This is a genomic window from Tessaracoccus coleopterorum (assembly GCF_011174705.1).
Classification (GTDB): Bacteria; Actinomycetota; Actinomycetes; order Propionibacteriales; family Propionibacteriaceae; genus Arachnia; species Arachnia coleopterorum.
Genome location: NZ_JAANIJ010000001.1, coordinates 2,594,825 through 2,613,859, shown reverse-complemented (window position 1 = coordinate 2,613,859; position 19,035 = coordinate 2,594,825). Strand labels below are relative to the sequence as shown.

General features: G+C 70.8%; 27 protein-coding genes and 5 pseudogenes. 10 read left to right on the top strand and 22 right to left on the bottom strand.

Annotation, left to right across the window (positions count from 1 at the left end):
• Positions 1–107: 107 nt before the first annotated feature.
• From G7085_RS16830 to G7085_RS16810, 7 genes and pseudogenes are all read right to left on the bottom strand, one after another.
• Positions 108–1,040, bottom strand: coding sequence for a GNAT family N-acetyltransferase (locus G7085_RS16830; protein ID WP_197511827.1), 933 nt, complete (start codon positions 1,038–1,040; stop codon positions 108–110).
• Positions 1,041–1,047: 7 nt separating this feature from the next.
• Entirely contained in the window at positions 1,048–1,482 is a 435-nt protein-coding gene (locus G7085_RS16825) for a CBS domain-containing protein (protein WP_197511826.1), read from the bottom strand.
• Positions 1,483–1,490: 8 nt separating this feature from the next.
• On the bottom strand, positions 1,491–2,093 hold the full coding sequence (locus G7085_RS16820) for a phosphotransferase (RefSeq protein WP_231980600.1): 603 nt from the start codon (positions 2,091–2,093) through the stop codon (positions 1,491–1,493).
• Positions 2,094–2,316: 223 nt separating this feature from the next.
• Positions 2,317–3,336 carry a serine O-acetyltransferase gene (cysE, locus tag G7085_RS30930; protein ID WP_408647220.1) on the bottom strand — a complete coding sequence of 340 codons (1,020 nt, stop codon included), beginning with the start codon at positions 3,334–3,336 and terminating at the stop codon, positions 2,317–2,319.
• A 4-nt stretch (positions 3,337–3,340) separates the two neighbouring features.
• Positions 3,341–3,385 (bottom strand): annotated as a pseudogene (locus G7085_RS35395) (hypothetical protein); the annotation flags it as partial.
• Positions 3,386–3,480: 95 nt separating this feature from the next.
• A pseudogene (locus G7085_RS35390) lies at positions 3,481–3,654 on the bottom strand (hypothetical protein); the annotation flags it as partial.
• Positions 3,655–3,668: 14 nt separating this feature from the next.
• On the bottom strand, positions 3,669–3,872 hold the full coding sequence (locus G7085_RS16810; protein ID WP_331715747.1) for a DUF1905 domain-containing protein: 204 nt from the start codon (positions 3,870–3,872) through the stop codon (positions 3,669–3,671).
• Between the two features lie 227 nt (positions 3,873–4,099).
• On the opposite strand from G7085_RS16810, the gene G7085_RS16805 reads away from it, so the two are divergent.
• A complete protein-coding gene (locus G7085_RS16805) occupies positions 4,100–4,450 on the top strand; it encodes a VOC family protein (protein WP_197511824.1) in 351 nt (116 codons plus the stop codon).
• Between the two features lie 18 nt (positions 4,451–4,468).
• Here the strand turns inward: G7085_RS16805 and G7085_RS27210 are convergent, their stop codons facing one another.
• From G7085_RS27210 to G7085_RS16795, 3 genes are all read right to left on the bottom strand, one after another.
• Positions 4,469–4,732, bottom strand: coding sequence for a cation diffusion facilitator family transporter (locus G7085_RS27210; protein WP_231979637.1), 264 nt, complete (start codon positions 4,730–4,732; stop codon positions 4,469–4,471).
• Positions 4,733–4,892: 160 nt separating this feature from the next.
• Positions 4,893–5,396, bottom strand: a complete 504-nt coding sequence (locus tag G7085_RS27205) for a cation diffusion facilitator family transporter (protein WP_231979636.1) — start codon at positions 5,394–5,396, stop codon at positions 4,893–4,895.
• A 2-nt stretch (positions 5,397–5,398) separates the two neighbouring features.
• Positions 5,399–5,722: an ArsR/SmtB family transcription factor gene (locus G7085_RS16795; RefSeq protein ID WP_331715746.1), complete on the bottom strand. Its 324-nt coding sequence runs from the start codon at positions 5,720–5,722 to the stop codon at positions 5,399–5,401.
• A 99-nt stretch (positions 5,723–5,821) separates the two neighbouring features.
• On the opposite strand from G7085_RS16795, the gene G7085_RS16790 reads away from it, so the two are divergent.
• From G7085_RS16790 to G7085_RS16755, 8 genes are all read left to right on the top strand, one after another.
• A complete protein-coding gene (locus G7085_RS16790; RefSeq protein ID WP_231979635.1) occupies positions 5,822–6,352 on the top strand; it encodes an MFS transporter in 531 nt (176 codons plus the stop codon).
• On the top strand, positions 6,346–7,143 hold the full coding sequence (locus tag G7085_RS16785) for an MFS transporter (RefSeq protein ID WP_197511821.1): 798 nt from the start codon (positions 6,346–6,348) through the stop codon (positions 7,141–7,143). The genes G7085_RS16790 and G7085_RS16785 overlap by 7 nt, the downstream gene beginning before the upstream one ends.
• Positions 7,144–7,145: 2 nt before the next feature.
• On the top strand, positions 7,146–8,600 hold the full coding sequence (locus tag G7085_RS16780) for a glycoside hydrolase family 2 protein (RefSeq protein WP_197511820.1): 1,455 nt from the start codon (positions 7,146–7,148) through the stop codon (positions 8,598–8,600).
• A 247-nt stretch (positions 8,601–8,847) separates the two neighbouring features.
• Positions 8,848–9,927 (top strand): DUF2804 domain-containing protein, encoded by a 1,080-nt coding sequence (locus G7085_RS16775; RefSeq protein ID WP_197511819.1) that lies wholly within the window; start codon positions 8,848–8,850, stop codon positions 9,925–9,927.
• Positions 9,928–9,951: 24 nt separating this feature from the next.
• On the top strand, positions 9,952–10,428 hold the full coding sequence (locus G7085_RS16770) for a hypothetical protein (protein ID WP_197511818.1): 477 nt from the start codon (positions 9,952–9,954) through the stop codon (positions 10,426–10,428).
• Entirely contained in the window at positions 10,311–10,601 is a 291-nt protein-coding gene (locus tag G7085_RS16765) for a DUF2207 domain-containing protein (RefSeq protein ID WP_197511817.1), read from the top strand. Before G7085_RS16770 ends, G7085_RS16765 begins: the two co-directional genes overlap by 118 nt.
• Positions 10,598–10,777, top strand: coding sequence for a hypothetical protein (locus tag G7085_RS16760; protein WP_197511816.1), 180 nt, complete (start codon positions 10,598–10,600; stop codon positions 10,775–10,777). The genes G7085_RS16765 and G7085_RS16760 overlap by 4 nt, the downstream gene beginning before the upstream one ends.
• 663 nt (positions 10,778–11,440) lie before the next feature.
• On the top strand, positions 11,441–11,677 hold the full coding sequence (locus G7085_RS16755; protein WP_231979634.1) for a hypothetical protein: 237 nt from the start codon (positions 11,441–11,443) through the stop codon (positions 11,675–11,677).
• Between the two features lie 242 nt (positions 11,678–11,919).
• Here the strand turns inward: G7085_RS16755 and G7085_RS16750 are convergent, their stop codons facing one another.
• Genes G7085_RS16750 through G7085_RS16740 form a run of 3 tightly spaced genes read right to left on the bottom strand, consistent with a single transcriptional unit; the run spans position 11,920 to position 12,927 of the window.
• A complete protein-coding gene (locus tag G7085_RS16750; RefSeq protein ID WP_197511814.1) occupies positions 11,920–12,288 on the bottom strand; it encodes a DUF6191 domain-containing protein in 369 nt (122 codons plus the stop codon).
• Positions 12,224–12,445: a hypothetical protein gene (locus G7085_RS16745; protein ID WP_197511813.1), complete on the bottom strand. Its 222-nt coding sequence runs from the start codon at positions 12,443–12,445 to the stop codon at positions 12,224–12,226. The genes G7085_RS16750 and G7085_RS16745 overlap by 65 nt, the downstream gene beginning before the upstream one ends.
• Before the next feature lie 50 nt (positions 12,446–12,495).
• Positions 12,496–12,927, bottom strand: a complete 432-nt coding sequence (locus G7085_RS16740) for a GNAT family N-acetyltransferase (protein WP_197511812.1) — start codon at positions 12,925–12,927, stop codon at positions 12,496–12,498.
• 122 nt (positions 12,928–13,049) lie between these two features.
• Between G7085_RS16740 and G7085_RS16735 the strand changes: the two genes are divergently transcribed.
• Complete coding sequence (locus tag G7085_RS16735) at positions 13,050–13,370, top strand: putative quinol monooxygenase (RefSeq protein ID WP_197511811.1); 321 nt, start codon at positions 13,050–13,052, stop codon at positions 13,368–13,370.
• A gap of 8 nt (positions 13,371–13,378) precedes the next feature.
• Here G7085_RS16735 and G7085_RS27200 read toward each other — a convergent pair whose 3' ends face one another.
• From G7085_RS27200 to G7085_RS16700, 9 genes and pseudogenes are all read right to left on the bottom strand, one after another.
• Entirely contained in the window at positions 13,379–14,038 is a 660-nt protein-coding gene (locus tag G7085_RS27200) for an alpha-L-fucosidase (RefSeq protein ID WP_331715745.1), read from the bottom strand.
• A 197-nt stretch (positions 14,039–14,235) separates the two neighbouring features.
• Positions 14,236–14,481, bottom strand: coding sequence for an alpha-L-fucosidase (locus tag G7085_RS30925; RefSeq protein WP_331715744.1), 246 nt, complete (start codon positions 14,479–14,481; stop codon positions 14,236–14,238).
• Between the two features lie 489 nt (positions 14,482–14,970).
• A pseudogene (locus G7085_RS27190) lies at positions 14,971–15,240 on the bottom strand (MlrC C-terminal domain-containing protein); the annotation flags it as partial.
• Positions 15,212–16,130, bottom strand: a pseudogene (locus tag G7085_RS16725) (M81 family metallopeptidase). The pseudogenes G7085_RS16725 and G7085_RS27190, both read right to left, overlap by 29 nt.
• Positions 16,019–17,203, bottom strand: a complete 1,185-nt coding sequence (locus G7085_RS32990; protein ID WP_331715743.1) for an ROK family protein — start codon at positions 17,201–17,203, stop codon at positions 16,019–16,021. Before G7085_RS32990 ends, G7085_RS16725 begins: the two are co-directional and overlap by 112 nt.
• Position 17,204: 1 nt before the next feature.
• Entirely contained in the window at positions 17,205–18,011 is an 807-nt protein-coding gene (locus G7085_RS16720) for a carbohydrate ABC transporter permease (protein WP_331715742.1), read from the bottom strand.
• Entirely contained in the window at positions 17,957–18,133 is a 177-nt protein-coding gene (locus G7085_RS16715) for a hypothetical protein (protein WP_197511810.1), read from the bottom strand. Before G7085_RS16715 ends, G7085_RS16720 begins: the two co-directional genes overlap by 55 nt.
• Positions 18,123–18,766: pseudogene (locus G7085_RS27180) on the bottom strand (carbohydrate ABC transporter permease). Before G7085_RS27180 ends, G7085_RS16715 begins: the two are co-directional and overlap by 11 nt.
• 56 nt (positions 18,767–18,822) lie before the next feature.
• Positions 18,823–19,029, bottom strand: coding sequence for a sugar ABC transporter permease (locus G7085_RS16700; RefSeq protein ID WP_197511808.1), 207 nt, complete (start codon positions 19,027–19,029; stop codon positions 18,823–18,825).
• Positions 19,030–19,035: the final 6 nt, after the last annotated feature.

The following is a 19,035-nucleotide window of genomic DNA, read 5'->3' as shown; positions in this document are numbered from 1 at the left end:
GGCCGCCGGCGGGGCGTCGGGTCGGCGTCGGCCCTGATGAGCAGCGACTGGGCCGCCCAGGCGGCGGCGAAGATGACGGGTGGAGGAATGTGCACGGCGCCCCCTCGTCAGGCCGGGCGGATCATGGTCGACGTGGTGTGCTTCGCCACAAACCCGAGTCGTTCATAGAGGCGGGTGGCTCCGGTGGGGCTCTCCGAGTCGACCTCGAGGCCGAGCACCCGGATGCCGGTGGCCCCGCGATCAGGTCGATGCTGCGGCCGAGCACCGCCGCCGCCAGCCCCTGGCCGCGGGCGGCCGGGACGGTGCCCACCAGGTCGACGAACAGTTCGTCGGGCACGTACTGCGACACGAGCGCGTACGCCGTCACCGCCCCGACTCGTCGCGGGCGATCGTCGAGAACTGGGGCCGGGCCGGGCGACCGGTGCACAGGTCGTGCCACCGCTCCGGCGGCCAGGGCGAAGATCCCCAGTGGTCCACGAAGGCGGCGTTGTGCGCGATCCGCACCGCCTCGAGGTCCTCCGGGGTCGGGGAGGCCAGACCGCGCTTTGTCGGGGCCACAGGGTCGCCGGGACGGGTCGCTCCATCAGGGTGAAGTAGCGCGCGATGCGGTAGCCGCGGGCACCGAGCATCGCCTCGGCCGGTGAACCCTCCCGGCCGCCGGAGACGCGCAACGTGCCCGGCAGGCCCGGGTTCCGGGTTGCGTTCAGGGCGCGGGCGCGTGCCTCCGCCTCGTCCATCAACCGGGTGCCGATGCCGCGGCGCCGCCAGTCGGGCAGCACTCCCCCGTCGATCTGCAGGCGCACCGTACCGTCGTCTGCGGTCGTCGACCCGACCCTGAGCTGCGCGAACGCGACCATCGTGTCTCCGTCCCACACCGCCCACGTGTCGAGGGCGGGCGTGACGCCGTCCTCGGTGAGTTCCTCCGCGAGGTCGTCGGCCTCGTAGAACTCCCCGGTCCGGTCGACGCGCGCGAGTTCGTTGGTGAGCCGGGCCCACTGATCGACGGTGTCCGCGTGCAGGTGGTTCCAGGTGAGCCTCACGCGGGACCTACGGCGCCGTCTGCAGATACCGGACGAGGTGCTCCTGTTCGACCTGCAACTGGTCGATCCGGTTCTTCACCAGGTCACCGATGGAGACGATGGCCGCGAGCCGCCCGTCGGACAGCACCGGCATGTGTCGCACCCGCAACTCGGTCATGGCGGCCGCGATGACGGCGAGGTCGTCGTCGAAGCCGCAGGTGTGCACGTCGCCGGTCATGATCGCGGAGATCGGTTGGGTGAGGGTGCCGGTCCCGAACCGGTGGAGTGCCCGGACGATGTCGCGCTCCCCTGCGATGCCCACGACCTGTCCCTCGTCGTCGACGATCACCACCGCGCCGATGTTGCGGGAACTGAGGAGGCCCACGAGGTGGGCCACGTCTTCATCGGGCCGTGCGGTGACGACCTCGCTGCCCTTGTGGTTGATGACATCTGTGATCCGCATGCCTCAGGCTAAGGCCTGGGGTGCGGGTGGGACCGGATTCGGGGAATCAGAGGGCCGCGGCGAGCCGGTCGGCCGAGGCCCTGAGCCAGGCCCACGGCGGCGGATCGCGTCGCCCACACCGTCGTCCCACATCCGGGCCCAGCCGCCCCGAGTCGCTCCGCACGGTCGCGCATCGAGAACCAGGACCGGTCGGCCACGCTGATCGAGACGGGCACGAGCCAGGCCCGGTCCGCGGCGTCAAGCCCGTAGGCGTCCACGAGGGCGCGGGCGTGCGCGGCGACGTCGACGCCGTCGAAGACCTGGTTGCGGTCCTCGGGCGCCTGCCAGCCCGCCCACCACAGCAGCAGGTTCACCACCTCGTCGACCCGGGAGCTGGGCCGGACGAGGTCGAAGTCGATCAGGGCGACGGCGACCCCGTCGCGGAAGACCGTGTTCCCGGGCGTCACGTCGCGGTGCCCGAGCAGCGTCGGGGGCGGGCCGACGGGCTCCGGCGATCCGGCGGGCGGGGGCCCCCGTCGACGCCGTCTGGGATGCCGAGCGGCTCCATGGCGTCGTCGAGCCTGCGCAGCAGCCGGGCAACGGAGCGACCACGCTCGACGTCGGCGACCCAGGCCGGCGTGGGATGCCCCGCCACCTCGCCGTCGACGAAGGAGAGGATCTCGCGTCCTCGCCCGTCGATGCCCAGCACCCGCGGGGCACCCTCGAACCCGACGGATGCCAGGTGCCGCAGCACGAGGTGCACCGTCGGCGTGTGCTCACCGGTGGGGCGGCGCACCGTGTCACCGACCCGCACGATGCCGTCGGTGACGTCGCCGCCGGGGAGCGGGATCTCCTCTAGATGCACGGGTCGAACGCGTCCATCTCCTCGAAGTTCTGGTTCATGTCGAAGGCGGGAAGCGACGTGGCGGGCACGTTGACCACCTTGGCGGGCACGCCTGCCACCGTCGTGTGGTCGGGCACGTCCTTCAGCACGACCGACCCGGCGCCGATCTTGGCGCAGTCGCCGATGCGGATGTTGCCGAGGATCTTGGCTCCGGCTCCGATCATCACTCCACGGCCGATCTTCGGATGCCGGTCGCCGCCCTCCTTGCCGGAGCCGCCGAGCGTCACCTCGTGCAGCATGGAGAAGTCATCCTCGACGACCGCCGTCTCACCGATCACGACGCTGGTGGCGTGATCGAACATGATGCCCTTGCCGAGCCGCGCGCCCGGGTGGATGTCGACGGCCCAGACCTCGGAGATCCGGCTCTGGAGGTACCAGGCCAGCGCCCTGCGGCCGTGCTGCCAGTAGAAGTGGGCCACCCGGTAGGCCTGGATGGCCTGGAAGCCCTTGAAGTAGAGCAGCGGGTTGGCGTAGCCGGGGCAGGCGGGGTCGCGCGTGACGACCGCCTGCAGGTCGGCGAGGATCGAGCGCTGGATGCACTCATCCTCCTGCAACACGTCGTAGAAGATGTCACGCAGGCCCAGCGCGGGCAGCGTCGAGTTCTCCAGCTTGCTCGCGAGCAGGTAGCTCAGCGACTCCTCGATGTCGGGCTGGCTGAGCACCGTCGCATGGAGGAATCCGGCCAGAAGGGGCTCGTTGGCCGCGGCGAGCGCACATTCGGACTTGATCGACTCCCAGACCTGGTCGTCGGGAACGATGAGTCGCGGATCCATAGGGCCCTCCTCGGCACTGACTGCCGCCAAGGCTACCCACCCGGCCCGGGTCGCTCCACCGGGATCCGCTGTCAGCGAACCGCGCGCAGCCCCGCGAGGGCGGCCGCGAGGCGCCGCTTCCTCGTCTCCTCGCGCTTCGCCCCACCCACGCCGCGGCGATCTCCCGGCGCCTGGTGTAGCTGAGGGCGTCGAACGCATCCCGCAGCCCGGGCTCCGCGGCAAGTGCCTCGGCCAGCTCCGCGGGCACCTCGACGGTGCGCTCCCCTCGTCCAACTCGATCACCGCGTCGACCTCGTCGCCGAGTTCCACACCCAACTCGGCGCGGGCCGCCCTGCTGAGCCCGATGCAGATCACCCCGCCCATCCTCGCGACCCGCAGCCGCGCGGAGCGGCCGCCGATGGTCACGACGACGGGCGGGGTCTTCGCGGTCGACAGTTCGGCGACCTGGGCGTCGGTCAACAGGATCGCCCCTGCCGGCCCGGTCGGGGTGATGGTGGTGCGCAGCGTGAGGCTCATGGGTTGCTCCCGGTTCAGAGTCGGGGTTCGAGGTGGAGCCGGGCATGCACCCGGTCACCGATGCCGAGGCCCTCCGCCCGTTGGACGACGACCTTCACCGGGAGCAGGTAGCCACCGTCACGCGGGAAGAGCGAGGTGGTGAAGTCGGTGGCGCCGATCCTGACCTGCACCGGGATGCAGCCCCAGCCGTAGGTCAGGAGCGCGGCGGAGTCGGCCACGACCCCGCGGCCTCCTCGCTGAGCGGCACGAAGAGGAAGGGCGCCGGACCGCGCCATTCGATGACGTCGCCGTCGAACTCGAACTCCACCTGGGCAAGCCTAGTTCGGCGCCGCGCCGAGGGGAACCGTGGGCATCCGAGGGTCGGAACGGGGCTCCGACTCGTCGACGGTACGGGCCGGAGGGCGCTCTCCCGGGAAGCTGCTCCCGGTGCACCGGTGCGGGTCTAGTGTTCCGACATGAATCTGAAGATCGCCATGGTGACCATCGACAGTTCCGATCCCCGCCCCTCGCGACGTGGTGGTCGGAGCGACTCGGCGCCCCCATCGTCGAGGAGAACGACGGCTGGTTCTTCGTCATCGGGTCCATCCCGACGCTCGCGGTCCAGCACGTGGACGACCCGACCGAGGGCAAGAACCGCATCCACCTCGACCTGCTCGTCGACGATCTCGCCGGCGCGAGCGCGGAGTTGCAGGCCGCCGGAGCGACCCTGGTCGGAGAGCGCGGCGACGAATCGTTGCGCTGGATCACGCTCGCCGACCCGCAGGGCAACCAGTTCTGCATCGCCGGCGGGCACTGAGCCCCGGTCAGGAGCGGCTCAGCGGACCGGGGTGCCGACGCACTCCGACCCCGCGGCGTGGAACCCGGGCGCCTCGAGTTGGAAGGTGGTGTGGCCCAGCTCGAAGTGCTCCGCGGCGCACTCCTGCACCGCCCGGAGGATCTCCTGGGCGTGGCCGTCGCGGAAGCACTCGTCGGCCAGCACGACGTGCGCCGTGAGCACCGGCAGCCCCGTCGCCACGGTTGACGCGTGCAGGTCGTGCACCTCCAGGACGTGGTCGACGCCGGTGAGGTGATCGCGCACCTCGTCGAGGTCGAGCCCCTCCGGGTGAACTCCATCAGCACCCGGGTGGTCTCGCGGAGGATGACCACGGCCCTCGGCAGGATGAGCGCCGCGATGAAGAGGCCCGCGAGCGCGTCGGCGCGCTGGAACCCGGTGGCCCAGATGACGACCGCAGCGACGATCACCCCACCGAACCGAGCGCGTCGTTCAACACCTCGAGGAACGCGGCACGCATGTTGAGGTTCGCCTCACGGCTGCCCCGCAGCACGACGAGGCCGACGAGGTTGGCCGCGAGCCCGATGAGGCCGAACACGAGCAGTTCGGAGGCAGGCACCTCCGGCGGGGCGAACAGGCGCTTCACACCCTCGACCACCGCGTAGCCGCCGACGATGAGCAGCAGCGCCGCCTGCCCGAGCGCCGCGATCACCTCGACCCGGCGGAAACCCCAGGTGCGGCGGTCGTCGGCCGGTTTCAGCATGAGGGTGGCTGCGACGAGCGCGACGCTCAGTCCGGAGAGGTCTGCCAGGGCGTGCACGGTGTCGGTGAGCAGCGCAAGGCTTCCGGTGAGGATGGAGCCGACGAACTGGGCCGCGACGATCAGGGCGGTGATCGCCACCACCAGGATCAGGCGACGGCGGTGGTCCGGGGTGACCGGTCGCGCCGCATGGTTGTGGTCGTGGGCCATGCTCATGACTCCGGACGCATCAGCTGGGTGCAGAGCGACACCCGGGCACCGGTGGCACCGAGCAGGTGTTCGGCCGCCTGCAGGACACCGGCCAGGTCGTCGGCGTCGGCAAGCGAGTACCAGGAGGCCCTACCCTCGACCCGGAGGCTCACGAGCCCGCACTCCTGGAGACAGCTCAGGTGTTTGCTGACGGTGGACTGTGCGAACCCGAGGTGCTCGACGAGGTCGCGGACGCGGTGTCCGCCGAGCGCCAGATGCTGCAGGATCGTCAACCGGGTCGGGTCCGACAAGGCATGGAACAGGCGCGCGTAGGTCTCGGATGCCACCCGGTCGGTAGTCACAACATTGATCGCCATGTGGCGATGCTATCGCTACTCGACGATTGTCACCACCCTTTCCAACGGTCGGGTGGACCCGCCCCTAAGATGGCGGCGCAAGGCCAGCGAAGGAAGACGATGCCGACTCCTGCCAGGCTCACGCGCCGCTCCTGGATCCTCATCGTGGTCCTGGGCCTCACCGGCCAGCTCGCGTGGACCATCGAGAACATGTACCTGAACGTGTTCGTCTACGACACGATCACCGACGACCCCACCGTGCTCGCGGCCCTCGTCGCCGCCAGCGCGGTCGCCGCGACGGTGGCCACGTTCATCGCGGGTGCCTGGTCCGACCGGCTCGGCAACCGGCGCCGGTTCATCGCGGCCGGCTACATTCTGTGGGGCTTGAGCACCGCCGCGTTCGGGCTGGTCGACATCACGACGGCGGCGGCACTGCTGCCCGCGGTGAACTCGGTGGTGGTCGCGATCGCGGCGATCGTCGCGCTCGACTGCGTGATGAGCGCGCTGGGCGCCACCGCCAACGACGCGGCGTTCAACGCCTGGGTCACCGACACCACCACCCGGCCAACCGGGGCCGGGTCGACTCCGTCCTCTCGACCTTCCCACTGCTCGCCATGCTGATCGTCTTCGGCGCGCTGGACCCGTTGACCCGACAGGGGCAGTGGCTGGCCTTCTTCTCCGTCATCGGCGTGGTGACGACGCTCGTCGGCGTGGTGGCGGCGCTCTGGCTGCGCGACGCGGCCGAACCGCGCGCGACCGGCTCGTACCTGTCGACGCTGATGGCGGGGCTGCGGCCGTCGTCGGTGCGGGCGAACCCCGGCCTCTACGTCACGCTGGCCGCCTGGGCCGTGCTCGGCACCAGCACGCAGGTGTTCCTGCCCTACCTGATCATCTACGTCCAGCGGTACCTGCGGATCGAGGGCTACCCGATCGTGCTGGCGAGCGTGCTGCTGGGCGCGGCGCTGCTCAGCGTGCTCGGCGGCCGCGTGCTCGACCGCATCGGCGCCGAACGCGCCATCGTCCCGGTCGCCGCCTGGTACGGGATCGGTCTCGTCGCGATGTTCTTCGCCCGCGGGATGCTGCCGGTGATCGGCGCCGGCATCGTGATGATGTCGGGCTTCATGCTGGGCGCGGCGGCGCTGTCGGCGACGGTGCGCAACTTCACGCCGCCTCACCGGGCGGGCGAGGTGCAGGGCCTCCGGATGATCGCGATGGTGCTGATCCCCATGGTGCTCGGCCCGTTCATCGGCGCCCTGGTGATCCGCGGCGCCGACGAGACCTACGTCGACCTCGGCGTCACCCGGCAGGTGCCGACGCCGTGGATCTTCATCGCCGCCGCAGTGGTGGTGGCGTTCATCGTCATCCCGGCGGCGTTCGTGCGCCGCCACCGCCTGGTGAAGGAGACAGTGTGACCATGCTCACGCCCTGGGGCGAGGCCCTCGACGCCGACCACCCGCTGCCCGAATACCCGCGCCCGCAGCTCGTGCGGGACTCGTACCTGAACCTGAACGGCCGCTGGGACCACGCGTTCACGCCAGTCGACGCTCCCGCCCCGACGCGGTGGGACGGGTCGATCGTGGTTCCGTTCTCCCCGGAGGCCCCGCTGTCGGGCGTCAACCGCAGGCTCAGGGTCGACGAGGCGCTGTGGTACCGGCGCGACCTGACGCTGCCCGACGGCTTCGACCGGGGCCGCGTGCTGCTGCACTTCGGCGCCGTCGACCAGGATGCCGAGATCTTCCTGGACGGCCGGCCGGTCGGGTCGCACCGCGGCGGCTACCTCCCGTTCACGATCGACGTCACCGCCGGGATGGCCGGCGGCAGCGCCGAGCTGACGGTGCGGGTGCGCGACATCACCGACACAGGCTTCCGCAGCCGCGGTAAGCAGGCCCTGAAGCCCGGCGGCATCTGGTACACCCCGCAGTCGGGCATCTGGCAGAGCGTATGGGTCGAGTCGGTCCCGGAGGCTTTCGTCAGCGACCTGATCCTCACCCCGGACTTCGAGGCCGGCTCGGTGGCGGTCACCGTCGTCTCCGACGAAGACCTGGCCGCGGACGTCGTGGTCAGCGCCGACGGCGTCGAGGTGGCCCGCGGGTCGACGACCCCGGGCGAGCCGCTCGTCCTCAGCCTCGGCGACGGCCCGCGGCCGTGGTCTCCGGAGGACCCGTTCCTGCACGACGTCGAGGTGCGTCTCGGCGACGACCGGGTGACGGGCTACTTCGGGTTGCGCTCCGTCGAGGTCGGCCCCGACGCGCTCGGCGTCACGCGGCTGCTGCTCAACGGGGAGCCCTACCTGCACGCCGGCCTGCTCGATCAGGGCTACTGGCCCGACGGGCTGTACACCCCGCCGTCGGACGAGGCCATGATCCATGACATCGCCACGGCGAAGGACCTCGGCTTCACCATGCTGCGCAAGCACATCAAGATCGAGCCGCTGCGCTGGTACCACCACTGCGACCGGCTGGGCATGCTGGTGTGGCAGGACATGGTCAACGGCGGCCGCCCGTACAACCCGGCCGTCATCCAGGCCCCGGTCGCGCTGCCGATGTCGCTCGACGACCGGCGCCACACCCTGTTCGGCAGGCAGGACGAGCCGGGTCGCAGCGAGTTCCTCGATGAGGCGCACGCGACAGTCCGCCTGCTGCGCTCCTCCCCGCCGTCGCCGTGTGGGTGCCGTTCAACGAGGGCTGGGGCCAGTTCGACTCGGTCGCGGTCACCGACGGGATCCGCGCACTCGACCCGACCCGCCCGATCGACCACGCGAGCGGCTGGCACGACCGCGGAGCGGGCGACTTCGCCAGCAGGCACGTCTACTTCCGCCGCTACCGGCTCTCCCGCCGCGACGCCGCCGACGCGCGGGCCGCGGCCCTGACCGAGTACGGCGGCTACTCGCACCGCGTCGAGGGTCACACCTGGAACGACAGGGAGTTCGGCTACCGCAGGATCCCCGACCGGGCGCCTTCCAGCGTGCCTTCCTCCGGCTGCAGCATGCCGAGGTCGGGCCAGCGGTCGACGAGGCGCTCGCGGCGTTCGTCTACACCCAGCTGGCCGACGTCGAGCAGGAGACCAACGGGCTCATCACCTACGACCGGCGGGTCCTGAAGCTCGACGTCGACGCCGTGCGCGCCTCGAACGAGCGGCTCCGGCAGCGCTTCGACGCTGCGGCCCGGCTCCGGCCGCGCGCGGCGATCGCCGTCACGGAGCGCGAGATCACCGCACCGGTCGACCTGACGCTCCCCGACGGGAGGCTCAACCCCGATGCGGTGGGCTGGACGCGGACGCCGCTGGTCCGCACCGACGGCATCGGCCGCGGAGCGCTCGGCAAGGGGCGCAACAAGCGGTGGGAGTACTGGTGCGTCACGACGCCCACCCATGTGGTCGCCGTCACCGCCTCGAGCCTCGACTACGCCGCGGTGCACAGCATCTGGCTGCTCGACCGCGCGACCGGCACCGAGGTGACCCACGAGGCCATCGGGGTGCTGGGCGGTAGCGCGACGCTCCCCGGCACCCTGGACGCCGGCCCGGTGCGGGCGCGGACCCGCCACGTGAAGATCGCGATGGACGCCGACGGTGGCGGTACCCGGCTGCGGGCCCGCGGGCCGCGGATCGAGCTCGACATCTACGCGCACCTGCCCGAGGGCCACGAGCGCCTCGGCGTCGTGGTGCCCTGGGACGACAGGCTGTTCCAGTACACCGTCAAGGACGTGGCGCGACCCGCGACCGGCTGGATCAGGCTGGACGGCGTCCGCCACGCCGTCGACGGGGACGACGCGTGGGCCACACTCGATCACGGCCGCGGCCGGTGGCCCTACGACGTCACCTGGAACTGGGGCGCCGGGTCGGGCGTGGTGGATGGCAGGGTCGTCGGCATCCAACTCGGCGGCCGGTGGACCGACGGCACCGGCTCGGTGGAGAACTCGCTGCTGCTCGGCGGGCGGCTGCACAAGATCAGCGAGGAACTCGCCTGGGACTACGACACCGTCGACCCGATGCGGCCGTGGCGGGTGCGCGGGGAGAGGATCGACCTGATGCTCACCCCGTTCCACGTGAAGGAAACATCCATCGACCTGAAGGTGTTCTCCAACGCGACCTGGCAGGCGTTCGGCCTCTGGTCGGGGCGGGTTCGCGACGACGCGGGGACATGGTCGCGGGTCGCCGACGTCACAGGCTGGGTGGAGCACGTCCACAACCGGTGGTGACCGGCCACCCGGTTAGGCTCACCCATGCTGCGCAACGTCGGCCGGTGGATCGCCTACCCCCTGATCGCGGTCGCGGTCACCCTTGTCACGGGCCTCATCGCACTGCCACGGGGCCCCGGCGGGACGCCCGAGCGCGACTACTCGATGGCGGTGACCAGCTTCGACGCCACCTACGCGCTGGAGCCGCAGGACGGCGGCGCCCTGGACGTGCTGGTGACCGAGGCGATCGTCGTCGACTTCTCCTCCGCCGGCAGGCACGGGATCGTCCGGGCGATCCCGTTGCGATTCGGCTCGCACCCCGTCGGCGTCTCCGAGGTCCGCGTCGAGGCACGGCTCCACGCTCAGGGCGACGCGGCACCGGACGACGCCTGGCGGGGGCCGATGTGCTCGAGACCCGCGATCGTGACACGGTCGAGCTGCGGATCGGGTCGCCCACGGTCGAGCTCGCCGAGGGCGCCCAGGAGTTCCGGATCGGCTACCGGCTCGAGGACATCGCCCTGAACACCCCGGAGGGTCAGGAGGTGTACCTCGACGTCAACGGCACCGGTTGGGGTTCCCCCTTCGGCCGGGTGACCGCACGCCTCCAGGTGCCCGGGTCGCTCGCGGGACGCCTCACCGGTGCCAACGCCTGCTACCAGGGGCCCCGGGTTCGACGGCGCGCTGCACGACTGTGACGCGCCCCGGGGCCGACGCGACCGAGATCGTCAGCACCGCCACCGACCTCGAACCGTTCGAGACGATGACCATCGCGACAGACTTCGAGCCTGACACCTTCGCGGTCGCCTGGACTCCACCCGAGCGCACCCCGTGGGGCGGCCTCTGGCTCCTGCTGCCCCGATCGGCGCCCTGATCGTCCTGCTGTCCGTGCTCCTCCCGCAGCTGGTCTCCCGGCTGCGCCGCAACCGACAGGTGCTCGTCACCCGGTTCCAGCCGCCTGAAGGCCTCGAACCGCTCGTCGCCGCGGACGTCTGGGCGTGCCTGGCCGGGGCCCTGCCGCCCAGCTGCTCGCGATGGTCGTGCGGGGCGAGGCCAGGATCACGACGACGGAGCCGCCCGCCTCGCAGTCTCCCGCCGGCCCGGAGCGGCCCACGGGCCGCGAGCTCGCCCGGCTGCGCGGGTCCCTGCGGGTGGAGGGCTCGAGGACCGGGACGACCGGCCATCGGGGCCCTGATGCGCGGCATCTTCGGCCTCCGCAGGCTGGGCGATCCCAACCTGGCCGACTCGCTACTCGACCGCCGACGCTCGCTCGTCGACCGGGCGGGCCAGCGGCGCCCGGTCGGCCGGGCAGGAGGCTGGTTCCTCCCCACGTTCGTCGCCCTGGTCATCGGCGCCGCCGTCTGCACCGCTGCCGGGTCGGTAGGTACGCGATGCCCCTGGAACTGGCGCTCGCCTCGACGACCGTCGCGGTACTCCTGCTGGTGCTGGCCGTATACCGGACCCCGACGTCGGGCCCCTGACCTCGGAGGGCGAGGCCACCTATCAGCACCTGCGGGGGCTCGAGAACTTCATGCGGATGTCGGAGGCCGACCGCATCGCCTGGTTGCAGAACACCGCCAGCGCCCCTCGGGTGCAGGGCGGTGCCACCACCCGGGTGGGCCTGTACGAACCGTTGCTGCCCTACGCGGTGATCTTCGGGCCCGAGGACAGCTGGGTCGAGCTGATCGGCCAGCGCATCGAGGGGTCCCCGACGTGGCGGAGTGGTTGCCGACGCTCCGGGGGCTCCGGCTGGGCGACGTGGTCGCGGCGCTGACCCACGGGAACGGCGGCCGGGTCTTCCAGACGCAGGCCATGGCCGGGATCAACCACGGCATCGGCCAACGCTTCAACGACACCCGCAGATCGATCTCGGCTGCCTTCCAGAGCGCCGGCGACGGCGGCTCACGTGGCGGCTGGTCGTCGGGTAGCGGCGCGAGCGGCGGCGGGCACGCCGGGGCGGCATGGGTGGGGGTGGCGGCTCCAGCTGGTGAGCCTGGCGTCTGGTCGGGCGGTCGGTCAGTGGCCGAAACTTCCAGCCGGACCAACCAGAATCGGCCACTGGCCGATTCTGAAGGTCAGCCACCCCGCGTCAACCCACCCGGTCAGTGGCCGAAACTTCCAGCCGGACCAACCAGAATCGGTCACTGGCCGATTTTGGAGGTCGGGCGGCAGCGGGTCAGGAGGTGGGGTCGGGGTCGGGGTGGGGTCGACGCCGTCGGGGCCCGGGCGCGCCGGGATGTCGATCACCACGACGCCGGACTCGAGGTCGAGCGGCTCAGGCCCTCCCTGCCCCTTCGAGGGCTCGACGATCAGCGACTTCTCAAGGTCCCGCTGCCGGTAGACGTGCTCCATGCCCGGCTGGAAGATCGAGATGAAGTCGCTCACCTCGTCGCCTCCACCGCGACGGGGCGGATCCCTCCACCTGCTCCGCCTTGCCCTTCAGCGAGTACACCGAGAACAGCACCACCCCGGAGAACAGCAGCCCGATGACGAGGATGATCACCAGCGTCAGCCGGCCGTTGCCTCCCTGGTTTTCAGACACGTTTCAGCCCCTCGCTCGATGTACGGTCTCTGCGTTCAGCGTACCCGTGCTCAGTCGGCGAGCCGCATGTGCAGCGTCGGGTACGGACGGCCGGCATCGTCCAACTCGGTGCGACGCACCACGTCGAAGCCCCGGTTGCGGTAGAAGGCCACGGAGTCGGCGTTGTCCTCGTTGACCTGCAGTTCCCGGACCCCGCCCTCGACCACCCGTGAAAGCAGCACCGAGCCGATGCCGTGGCCGCGGAAATCGTCGTGCACGAAGAGCATCTCCAGCACCTCGCCGTCGGAGCCCGCGAAGCCCACCACCCGGTCGTCGACGGTGGCGATGGTCAGGTCCAGCCGCGGCAGGAAGCCCGGGATGACCTCGCGTTCCATCTCCAGCAGATCCTGGGGCGTCACGAAGTCGTGCGTGGCGTCGACGGAGCTGCGCCAGACCGCGATGAGCTCTGGGAAGTCGTCGTCACGGCCGGCACGGAGAACCACCTCGTCGCTCATGCCCCAGCCTAACCGGCCCCGCCGGGTTCCGGGTCGGGCGCACCCTCCCGGAACGGCGGACCTCCCGCTCAGGCTCGGTAGTGTTGGCCCCGAGGACAAGGAGGAGCGCGATGATCTTCATCTGCGTCAAGTGGAAGGTGAAGCCGGAGCACGTCGAGGCCTGGCCCGAGATCACCCGTGAGTTCACCGAGGCGACCCTGGCGGAGCCGGGCAACCTCTTCTTCGAGTGGTCGCGCAGCCTCGCCGACCCCGACACCTACATCCTGATCGAGGCGTTCCGCGACGACGCCGCGGAGGCGCACGTCACCAGCGACCACTTCCGCAAGGCCCAGGCGGAGCTCCCGCAGTACCTGCCGGAGACGCCGAAGGTGCGCAACGTCCTCCTTGAGGGCGACCACTGGGACGAGTTGGGCGAGTTCCGCGTCGGCTGACGCCGCCCTCACCTGAGGCTCAGCACCGCCACCGGCTCACCGCGGAGCCCCTCGGGCACCTCGACGGCCCTGACGCGTCGGTCACGACGGGCACGCCGCCCGACCAGGTGCCGTCGCGGCCGATCAGCTCCGGCGGCAGCGTCAGTTCGCCACCGGAGGGGTCGAGCAGGTGCACGTGCACCGTCGCTCCGGTCGTCGTGTACGCCCGCGGCACCCGACGGGCTCGCCCGCGCGGATCCACGGCCGGGTGCCGTAGACCGCGTCGCCGTTGACGCCCATCCATCGCCCGAGCTCGCGCATCGCGGCCAGCTGGATGTCGGGGATGCTGCCGTCGGCGCGGGGCCGACGTTGATGAGCAGGTTGCCGTTCTTGCTGACCACGTCGACCAGCAGCCGGATCAGCTGGGCGCCCGACATGGAGCGGCCCGCATCCTCGTCGCTGTTGTAACCGAACGAGTAGCCGAGCCCGCGGGTGGCCTCCCACACCGGCTCCATGATCTCGGGCACGTGCGAGTACTCACGGGTGAGGAAGCCGTGGTGGGGCACGCCCCAGCGGTCGTTCAGGACGCCGTCGGGAACGGCCTCGAAGTAGCGGTGGAACAGGGCCGCGAGCGACTCGGGGTCGCTGTCCTTGCCGCCGTCGGGCCACTCGATGTCGTTCCAGAGCACATCGGGGCGAACCGTGTGATGAGTTCCTCGAGCTGGGCCGCGGAGTAGCTGGAGAAGGCCTTGTCGTGGCGGCGGAACCGGAAGAGATCGGTGTCGGACTCGATGGGTGGGAAGTCACTGACGTGCCAGTCGAGGGCCCCGAGTAGTAGACGCCGAAGCGGGCCCGGCGGAGCGGGTGGCGTCGTGCAGCTCGCGGATCAGGTCGCGGCGGGGCCGCGGCGGGCCGCGTTGAACGGGGTGGTCGGGGTGTCCCAGAGGCAGAAGCCCTCGTGGTGCTTCGTGGTGGGGATGATGTAGCGGGCGCCGGCACCGACGAGCTCTGCCACGAAGGAGTCGGCATTGAACGCCTCGGCCTGCCAGAGGTCGGCGAGGTCCTCGTAGCTGGTGCCGACGCCGTAGAGCCGCTGGTGCCGCTCCCAGGTGGGGCTACCCGTGATGCGCACGGTGTTGCCGTACCACTCGGCGTACTGGTGGTGTGTGTAGGCATCCTCGGTGGCACCTCACCCGGGCCGTGGGAGGTGGCCCAGGCGGGCACGGAGTAGAGCCCCCAGTGGACGAAGAAGCCGAGCTTCGCGTCGCGGTACCAGTCGGGCACCCTCGCCGCAGGGTAGGTCGGCGCGTCCGCCCGAAGTCGGGCCGGTGCGGGTCTCGAAGTTCAGCATGGATTCTCCTCTCCCCTGCGGGTTACCACCGCGGTGAGATCGGGGCGGATTGCGAGGTGTCGAAGGGTAGACGCCGGGGCGAGGCGGTGGTGGCCGAGGCGCAGCAGGTCCTGGTCGACACCGCCGGGGTGAGCGCGAGGGTCCAGTCGGCGGCGAGCTCGAACAGCTCGGGCTCGAGGTAGCCGATCTTGACGATGACGACGTCGGCCTGCTCGGGGCGAGGCCGAGCTGGTGGAAGTCGTCCAGGTGGTGGAACGGCTTGCGCCGCTCCGTGATGACCGCGTGCACCGAGCCGGCCCGGACGACCACCTGGGTGCCCGCGACGGGGTCGCCTTCGGTGATGGAGAACACCTCGCCGGTCAGCATGACGGGGCCGCGCGGCCCGGGATCGACCCGGCCTCCGACCTCGACGCTGACGGTGGCGCCGACGCCCGCGGCCACAAGGGTGGACACCGCGCCCGGATCGAAGATGGAGGCGTGGATGACAGTGCGACCCGGGTCGGCGAGGTCGTCACGGGCCAGCAACTCCCCAGCGTCCATGACACGTCGCCCGCGCCGCCCGCCGTCGGGTTGTCCCCGGAATCGGAGATGACGTAGGGCCGCGCGGCCCCGGTGCAAGGGCAAGGTCGAGGGCCTCGTGCAGGCCCGCGGTCGGGCCGACGAACACAAAGTCGGCCCGAGCGTCCCAGTAGCTGCGGGCGAGTCGCTCCGCCTCGCGGGCGATCCCATCGCGGTCGTCGCCGGTCACCACGACCGCGGCCTGACAACGGGTTCGTCGGCCCAGGCGTAGCCAACCCAGATGGCCGCGTCGACCACGCCCGGGAGCGCCTCGACGACGGGCACCCGGTCGTAGATGCCCTTCGCCGGCTCGAGCCGGGTGCTGGTCTTCTCACCGGGCAGCAGCACCGGCACCTGGCGCCACGCCTTCCACGGCCGACGCGCGAGGGGGTCGCGGCCATGCGGGCCGCGGAGCCGGCTGAGCAGGTTGTAGGCGGCCCGCTCCTTGGTGTTCATCCAGTCCTCGTGCGGGGCCATCCGGTAGCAGGTGATCAGGTCGACGGCGTCGAGCAGCTCCCGGGACACGTTGCCGTGCAGGTCCATGGAGGCCGACACGAGCGTGTCGGGGCCGAGCGCGGCGCGCACCGCGGTGGCGAGGTCGGCCTCGGCGTCGTCCATGCCGATGACACTCATCGCGCCGTGGATGTCGAACAGCAGCCCGTCGAACGGGCCCTCGGCCGCGATACCCGCGAGGATCGCCCCTTCATCGCCTCGTAGGTCTCCGACGCGACGGCACCGCCGGGGAGCGACCTGCCGTGCGTCAGCGGCACCCAGGTCGCGGCGGCGCGCAGGTCGCGGCCGTCGTCCAGGAACGGGTAGTAGGCCAGCAGGGCCTCGCCGGTGCGGACGGTGAACGCCTCGTCGCCTGAGATATGGGGCGAGAAGGTGCTGGATTCGATCGAAATGCCCGCGATCCCGATGCGGGGGCGGGCAGGCCCTGCGGGTCGAGCGGCCCGAGCGGGCCCATCCAGATCTGGTCTGCGGACTCCATGGTGCGGTGGTTCTCCTGGTCAGGCTGGGTGGGGAGCAGGTGACGGGCGGACGCGGCGGCCCCGAGAGCGACGGCGTCGCCCCGAGGGTGCCCCGCACGACGGTCAGCGGCGACCCGGAGACGGGCGGGTCGGTGCGTAGGGTGGAACGCACGGCCGGTTCGAGCAGGTCCCAGGCGTTGGCCACGCCCCCGCCGACCACGACGGCCGTCAGGTCGAGGATGCCGGCCGAGATCACGCAGGCGAGCCCAGGGCGCGGCCCGCCCTGTCGAAGACGGCGAGCGCGAGGGGATCGCCTGCGCGGGCCAGGTCGGCGATCGCGGGAGCGGTGAGGTCGGCGCCCCCGCCTCCTGGTAGCGCCGTTCGATGGACCTGCCCGAGGCGACCGTCTCGAGATGCCCGACCTGCCCGCACGTGCACGGGAGATCGCTGTAGCCGGGGGTGTGGCCGATCTCGCCGGCCGCGCCGGTCGGCCCGGAGCGGAGCTCGCCGCCCAGCACCACCGCACCACCTACACCCGTGCCGAGCATCACGCCCAGCACATCGTCGGTCTCGGCCGCCGCGCCCCAGGCCACCTCACCGATCAGGAAGGCGTTCACATCGTTCTCGACGGCGACCGGTACCCGGAGGCGCCGCTCGAGTTCCGGCCCGAGCGGGAACCCCGCCCAGCCGACGAAGGTGTCGGACGCGGCGCGGATCACCCCGTTGACCTGGTCGACGACACCGGCCGCACCGACGCCGGCGGCAAGCAGACTGGCGCCCGAGCGACGCAGCAGACCTTCGACAAGGCCGGCGGCGGCGTCGGCCATGGCCGGGCCTCCCTCCCGTGCGGGTGCGGGAACCACGCCGCGGGCCACGATGCCGCCGTCGGTGTGCACGAGGAGCGCGGCGATCTTGGAGCCGCCGATGTCGATCCCGGCGAGGACGCCGCGTTCATCGTCGGTGGTGCCCGTCACGTCACCGACCTCCGAGGCCGGCCATGGCGATGCCCTTGACCAGGTGCTTCTGCAGAACGATGACGAGCAGGGTCGTGGGGATCATGGAGATGATCGCGGCTGCCATCTGCAGGTCCCAACGGGTACCGGTGAGGCCCGAGAAGCTGGCGAGGCCGACCGGCAGCGTGCCGTGCGCCTTGTAGTCGACCGTCACGATCAGCGGCCACAGGTAGGCGTTCCAGAACGACAGGAACGTGAACACCGACAGCACCGCGATGGCGGACTTCGAGAGCGGCAGCATGATCAGCAGGAACGTGCGGATCGGGCCCGCCCCGTCGACCCGGGCCGCCTCCTCCATCTCGTAGGGGATGCCGCGGAAGAACTGGCGCATCAGGAAGGTGCCGAACGCGCCGAACGCGAACGGGAAGATCAGCGACTGGTAGGTGTCGACCCAGTTGAACCATTGCATCACCTGGAACATCGGGATGACGAGCACCTCGGCAGGCACCATCAGGGTGGCGAGGAAGGCGATGAACACCACGTCGCGGCCCTTCCAGCGGAGTCGGCCGAACGCGTAGCCGGCGCAGGCCGAGACGGTGATCACCACGAGGGTGCCCGCGACCGCGACGAACAGAGAGTTTCCGATGTAGGTCAAGAAGGGGCCGAACTTGAAGACGTCGACGAAGTTGGACCAGCGGATCTCGGAGCCGATCAGCCGCGGAGGCATCGCGAACATCTCGCCGTTCGGCTTGAGCGCCGAGAAGAAGGCGTAGATCAGCGGGAGCATGAACAGCGCGGCGGCGGCGTAGACGAAGACGTGGGCGAGCACGAGGCGGAACCGCTGCCACGGGGTGAGCGGGAGCGGCCGCGCGATGGTGTCTCGGGCTCGGCCCGTTCGTCGCCGTCGAGCGAGCGCATCGCCTGCCCGGGGAGTTCGTGATCAATGCTCATAGTGGACCCACCTCTTCTGAGCGGAGAACTGCAGCGCGGTGATGATGATGATCAGCGCGAACAGGATCCAGGCGCCGGCGGCAGCCAGGCCGAGGTCCTGGAACTTGAAGCCCTGGTTGTAGATCCACATCACGAGCGGCATGGTCGCGTTCCCCGGCCCACCGCCTGTGAGGAGCTGGGGTTGGGCGAAGACCTGGAGCGACGTGATCATCGTCATGACGGCCGCGAAGAAGATCGACGGCGAGATCATCGGGAGGATGATGCTCCAGGTGATGCGCCAGCCGGAGGCCCGTCGATTGCCGCGGCCTCGAGGACCGAGTCGGGCAGTTGCTCGAGGGCGGCGGAGAAGATGAGCATGTTGTAGCCCAGCCCCTGCCAGACGCTCATCACGACGACCATGATCATCGCCCAGCTCTTGTCGGCGAGGAAGTTGGGCAGCTGGACACCGAACCAGCTGGTCGCGATGCCGTTGAAGAGGCCCTGCGGCTGGAGCAGCATCTTCCACACCAGCACGTTGGCCACCATCGGCGTCACGACCGGGATGAAGAAGAGCACCCGCAGCGCGCCCCGTCCACGGATCCTCGGGCCGAGGCCGATGGCGAGCAGCAGGGCCAGGATGATGTTCGCCGGCACGTACAGCACCGTGAACACCAGAGAGTTGCGGAGCGCCGGCAGGAAGTTGGGGTCCTTCAGCAGCTTGAGATAGTTGGCTCCCCGTTGAAGGTCCGCTCGCCGAACGTCGGCCAGTCGAAGAAGCTCATCACCACAGACAAGACAACCGGCACGATCGTGAACAGGGCGAGGCCCACCAGGGCCGGGCTGGCAAAGCCCAGCGCCTGGCGCGCCTCGATCCTGGCGAGATTCCCGCGAGTCGACCGCGCGGTTGTCGTTGTCATCGGACG